Annotated in this window: 3 protein-coding genes; 1 reads left to right on the top strand and 2 read right to left on the bottom strand. The window is 66.8% G+C overall.

The features are described 5' to 3' along the window. Window positions 1-514 (bottom strand): UDP-2,3-diacylglucosamine diphosphatase (locus KF791_20870; protein MBX3735037.1); only part of this gene is annotated, 514 nt, incomplete at its 3' end. Between the two features lie 163 nt (window positions 515-677). Here KF791_20870 and KF791_20865 point away from each other — a divergent pair. Next, window positions 678-1,229 carry a hypothetical protein gene (locus KF791_20865; GenBank protein ID MBX3735036.1) on the top strand — a complete coding sequence of 184 codons (552 nt, stop codon included), beginning with the start codon at window positions 678-680 and terminating at the stop codon, window positions 1,227-1,229. 13 nt (window positions 1,230-1,242) lie between these two features. On the opposite strand, the gene KF791_20860 is transcribed toward KF791_20865, so the two are convergent. Continuing rightward, window positions 1,243-2,442 (bottom strand): alkaline phosphatase family protein, encoded by a 1,200-nt coding sequence (locus KF791_20860; protein MBX3735035.1) that lies wholly within the window; start codon window positions 2,440-2,442, stop codon window positions 1,243-1,245. Between the last annotated feature and the right edge of the window lie 330 nt (window positions 2,443-2,772).

Genomic DNA, 2,772 nt, shown 5'->3' with positions numbered 1-2,772 from the left:
ACTTGGTGTTGTGTTTGAGGTAAGCGGACACCGACCAGTATCCGAAACCCATCCGGCGCCGGAGGTGGTTGAAGTGGGTGTTCAGGGCGAGGATAAGGTCATACAGGCGGGAGCCGACCCTTTCCAAAAGCCGGTTAAAATGCACCAGCCCGTCCAGTTGGTGGCCGTGAATCACCAGATAACGCCTCCGATCTGGAGCGATATGGATCGCGGAGTCCACCAGCCTCACCCCGCCCACACTGAGACCGCTGAACTGATGGAGAAACTCGTCGTGGTTGCCGTGGATGTAGGTGACGCGGGTATGGTTGCGCTGCTTCCGGAGGAGCTTCTGGACCACCGTGTTGGCGGACTCATCCCAGTTCCAGCGCCGACGCAACTCCCAGCCGTCGATGATGTCCCCGACCAGGTAGAGTTGCCGGGACTCGTTGTTGCGGAGGAAGTCGAGGAGCAACTCGGTCTTTGCATGGCGGGACCCCAGGTGCACGTCGGAGATCCAGAGGGAGCGGTAGCGCATGGGGATCGTTTTCGGCCGCGGGGCGCGGACTTGACATTGAAGACCACCAAGGGCGGCCGGGGCACAAGTGGGAACTGGTTTTGACGCCCAAACTTGACGCGTCCGTAACGCCGATGGATCTGGAGCCGAGTGGCTCTGGGCCGGCGAGAAGGGGCCAGGTCCTCTGTCACGAAATCTCTTCCTCGTCCACGTCGTCAACCAGCTCGGCCCCGTCGCCTCCGCCGCCCACTTCAACACCATCCGCATCGATTCGCTGTCGTACACGACCGGCTTCGCCGTCGGAATCGCCACTTCGACGATGGTGGGCCAGTCCCTGGGCATGAAGGACGTGGACCGCGCCCGGCGGGTCGCCCGGTACGGCCTGTACCTCGGTGCCGGGTCAATGGCGGTCCTGGGGCTGACGTTCATCCTCGCCTCCACGGTCTACGCCAACGCCATGTCGGCGGACCTCGCGGTCGCCGCCCTCACCGCCGAGTGCCTGTTCATCGCCGGATTCGTGCAGTGGGGCTTCGGGGCCTACATCATTTTCGCCGCCGCCCTCCGCGGGGCCGGCGACACGCGCGGCGCCATGCTCGTCAACCTCGTCTCCGTCGGCGTCCACCTCAGGCTCGGCCTCGAGGCCATCTGGATCGTCCTCTCCGCCGAGCTGACGCTCCGCGGCATGCTCATGTACGCCCGATATGCCACCGGCAAGTGGAAAACCGTCCGCGTCTAAGTCGCACCGCAGACTACCGCACCAACCGCCTCACCGGGCCCACCTCGGCCTGCGCCGGCGGCTCGACCCCCAGCCACGAACTCACCGTCGCCGCGAGCCGCCGGGCGTCCACAGGGCCGACGTCACGCCCGCCAAAGTCACTCGGGTAACGGCTCACCAGCACGATCCCGTTCATCTGCGGCACCTCGGCCGGGTCCCACGAGTGCATGCCCAACGGCCCGCGGTCCGTCGGCCGCGTCGCCGGCAGGTCCCGCAGCGACACCGACGGCGTCCGGGGCCGGCTCGAAAACGTGTACCCTGGCATCAAGTCCACATAGACATCGCCCACGCGGTCCGGGTCCAACATACGCCACCGGGCGGGAAGCGTCGCGTGCGTGTAGACCCGGGCGAACCGGTGGCGACCCAGTTCCGCCGCCAGCGCCGCCACCTGGCCTGCCTTCTCCGGGCCGTCCGGCACGAAGACGTGCCCCGTCGCACCGCCCGTGATCGTCCGCGCCCCGGCCGGCATCGCCTCCCCGGCCATCTGGTTCAGGTTCGCCAGATGCACCACCGGCAACATCCCGTGGTCGGTCGACACCAGAAAGTACAACCGCGTGCCCGGCGGACACCGCTCGATGACGTACTTCATCGCCTCGGCGTGCACGTCCGCCAGCACCTTGTCCAGCCGCGACAACTGCTCCACCACCCCCGGGTGCGCCGGCCCCACCGCGTGTCCCGCCTTGTCCACCGCGTCGGCATACCCCATCACCAGCGACAGCGGCGTGCCCTTCTCCGCCCCGTCGTCAGACCTCATCGTCTCGATCAGGCGTTCGCCGCGCTGCTCATCGGTCATCTGGTTGTCATACCGCTCCGCGAAGTACGCCGCCATGTGGGGCCCGGTCTGCCCGTTGGAGAAGGGCCAGTCGAACACCGCAACCCGAAGCCCCTGCCGCGTGGCGGAGGTCCAGATCGCTTCCGCCTTCAGTAGGTCCGCCCGCTGGGGAAAGCTGAACTGCTCCCCGAGGCTGCGGTCGTAAAACGAGTTCCCCGGCACACCATGAACGCCCGCCGACGCGCCGGTGACCTCGCTGGCGTGGACGGAGAACGTCAGCGACGGGTACGTCGGAATCAGCTCCCGCGAGACGGCCCCGCGCCGGGCCATCGACGTCAGAAACGGGGCGCCACTCTCGCCCGCCCGGTCGAGGTAGTCCGGCCGGAAGCCGTCGATCGACACCCACACCACCACCGCCCCGGTCGCTGCGGGTTCTGTGCCCGGCCCGCCTCCAGACGACACACACCCCGCCACCCCGATCCAGCATGCCGCCAAAACCGACCGAACCGCACGTGCCCAAGGTTGTCCGCTCAACGCCCCACCTTCCCCACCTTCCTTCCGTCTGGCAACCCTCTTGCCGAAAATTAGATTAAAGTGACAGGTTCAGAGATTGACATTCCCCTGAACGAGGGGTAGAAACGATCCATGCGCATGGCACGGATGAAGGTGAAGGCGGAGGAGGGGCGGGTGGGGGTGTACCACTGCATCTCCCGCGTCGTTGGCGGTCAGCGT

It is taken from the genome of Verrucomicrobiia bacterium (assembly GCA_019634635.1).
Lineage (GTDB): Bacteria > Verrucomicrobiota > Verrucomicrobiia > Limisphaerales > UBA9464 > UBA9464.
This window is presented reverse-complemented; position numbering and strand designations above follow the sequence as displayed.